This window comes from Cryobacterium sp. 10I1, assembly GCF_035019805.1.
Taxonomy (GTDB): Bacteria; Actinomycetota; Actinomycetes; order Actinomycetales; family Microbacteriaceae; genus Cryobacterium; species Cryobacterium glucosi.
Genome location: NZ_JASJVF010000344.1, coordinates 1 through 2,854, shown reverse-complemented (window position 1 = coordinate 2,854; position 2,854 = coordinate 1). Strand labels below are relative to the sequence as shown.

Here is a 2,854-nt window from a genome sequence, read left to right as displayed (position 1 = left end):
TCGCGCTCGGCACGGTCAACTCGAACACGTTCCAGGATGACGCCTACAAGTTCGGCAGCCTGACCCACATCGACCCGAAGGTGCGCCAGATGGCGATCGATCACCACTTCGACTGCATCGACGTGATGAACCAGACCGGCTCGGAAGACCTGAAGATCTGGCTCGCCGACGGCACCAACTACCCGGGCCAGGGCGATATCCGCGGCCGGCAGGACCGCCTCGCCGACTCCCTCGGCAAGATCTACGCCCGGATCGGCGAGCACCAGCGCCTGGTCCTGGAGTACAAGTTCTTCGAGCCGGCTTTCTATCACACCGACGTGCCCGACTGGGGAACCAGCTACGCCCAGGTCGCCGCCCTCGGAGACAAGGCGATGGTGTGCCTGGACACCGGCCACCACGCGCCCGGCACGAACATCGAGTTCATCGTCGCCCAGCTGCTCCGCCTCGGCAAGCTCGGCTCCTTCGACTTCAACTCCCGCTTCTACGCCGACGACGACCTCATCGTCGGAGCGGCAGACCCGTTCCAGCTGTTCCGGATCCTCTACGAAGTCATCCGCGGCGGCGGCTACGGACCCGACTCCACCGTCGCGTTCATGCTCGACCAGTGCCACAACGTCGAAGAGAAGATCCCCGGCCAGATCCGCTCCGTCCTCAACGTGCAGGAAATGACCGCCCGCGCCCTCAGCGTGGACACCGTCGCCCTCGCAGCGGCGCAGGAGGCCGGCGACGTCCTCGGCGCCAACGGCATCATGATGGACGCCTTCTACTCCGACGTCCGCACCGACCTCGCCGCGTGGCGCGAGTCCCGCGGACTTCCGGCCGACCCCATGAAGGCGTTCGCGGCATCCGGTTACCAGGAGAAGATCTGCGCAGACCGCGTCGGCGGCACCCAGGCCGGCTGGGGCGCCTAGACCACCCTCCCCGCCGCAACAGTCAGGGCCCGACACCCCGCACCGCCCGTGCTTGCCCCCGCTCGTCCTTTGCCCTCTAGCTCCTCTCCCAGCCCCTGGAAAGCAGATCATGACCACCAATCCCACGGCCGCGGCGCTCGTCGCCCGCTCCAACCGCCTCGGCGCGAACCCCAAGAACACGAACTACGCCGGGGGCAACACCTCCGCCAAGGGCACCGAGATCGACCCCGTCACCGGCACCACCGTCGAGCTGCTCTGGGTCAAGGGCTCCGGCGGAGACCTCGGCACCCTCACCGAGTCCGGCCTCGCCGTGCTCCGCCTCGACCGGCTGCGCGCGATGGTGGATGTCTACCCCGGCCTCGATCGTGAAGACGAGATGGTCGGCGCCCTCGACTACGCCCTGCACGGGCGCGGCGGCGCTGTCCCCTCGATCGACACGGCGATGCACGGACTGGTCGACGCGGCCCACGTCGACCACCTGCACCCGGACGCCGGCATCGCGATCGCGACGGCCGTCGACGGGGAAGAACTCACCGACTCGATCTTCGGCCACCGGGTGATCTGGGTGCCCTGGCGCCGCCCCGGCTTCCAGCTCGGCCTCGACATCGCCGCGATCAAGGACGCCCACCCCGGCGCGATCGGCGCGATCCTCGGCGGCCACGGCATCACCGCCTGGGGTGACACGAGCGAGGAGGCCGAGGCGAACTCGCTCTGGATCATCGAGACCGCCACCTCCTACATCGAGGAGCACTCCAAGCCGGAGCCCTTCGGCGCCCCGCTCGAGGGCTTCGGTGCGCTGTCGGCGGCCGAGCGCCGCGCCAAGGCCGCCGCGCTTGCGCCGACCCTTCGCGGCCTCGTCTCCACCGACAGCGCCAAGGTCGGCCACTTCACCGACGCGCCCGAGGTCCTCGACTTCCTCGCCAGCGTCGAACACCCGAGGCTCGCCGGCCTCGGCACGAGCTGCCCCGACCACTTCCTGCGCACCAAGGTCACGCCGCTCCTGCTCGACCTCCCGGCGGACGCCTCTGTCGAGGCGTCCCTCGCCCGGCTCCACGAACTCCACGAGCAGTACCGCCTCGACTACCAGGCCTACTACGACCGGCACGCGACCCCGGAGTCGCCCGCCATCCGCGGTGCCGACCCGCTCATCGTGCTGATCCCGGGCGTCGGCATGTTCAGTTACGGCGCGAACAAGCAGACCGCGCGCGTCGCCGGCGAGTTCTACGTCAACGCCATCCACGTGATGCGGGGAGCCGAGGGGCTCTCCCGCTACTCCCCGATCGACGAGGCCGAGAAGTTCGCCATCGAATACTGGGCGCTCGAAGAGGCCAAGCTCCAGCGGATGCCGAAGCCCAAGCCGCTCGCCGGACGCATCGCGCTCGTGACCGGCGCGGCAAGCGGCATCGGCAAGGCGATCGCCACCCGGCTCGCGGCCGAGGGCGCCTGCGTCGTGATCGCCGACCTCGAACTGGCCAAGGCGCAGGAGGCCGCGGCGGCGATCGGCGGCACGGATATCGCGATCGGCGTTCAGGCGAACGTCACGGACGAGAACCAGGTTCAGGCCGGCATCGACGCCGCCGTGCTCGCCTTCGGCGGCCTCGACCTCGTCGTGAACAACGCCGGGCTCTCGCTCTCCAAGTCCCTGCTCGAGACCACGGTCGCCGACTGGGACCTGCAGCACAACGTGATGGCGAAGGGTTCCTTCCTCGTCTCCCGCGCCGCGGCCCGGGTGCTGATCGACCAGAAGCTCGGCGGCGACATCATCTACATCTCGAGCAAGAACTCGGTCTTCGCGGGCCCGAACAACATCGCGTACTCGGCGACGAAGGCCGACCAGGCCCACCAGGTGCGCCTGCTGGCCGCCGAACTCGGCGAGTACGGCGTCAAGGTCAACGGCATCAACCCCGACGGTGTCGTGCGCGGCTCCGGCATCTTCGCCGGCG

2 protein-coding genes are annotated in these 2,854 nt (G+C 69.3%); both read left to right on the top strand.

Going from position 1 to position 2,854, the window contains the following annotated elements; all coding sequences use genetic code 11:
- The coding region (locus QN345_RS17680) for a rhamnose isomerase (protein ID WP_323508988.1) at positions 1–911 on the top strand (911 nt) is incomplete at its 5' end.
- A 109-nt stretch (positions 912–1,020) separates the two neighbouring features.
- The coding region (locus QN345_RS17675; RefSeq protein ID WP_323508987.1) for a bifunctional aldolase/short-chain dehydrogenase at positions 1,021–2,854 on the top strand (1,834 nt) is incomplete at its 3' end.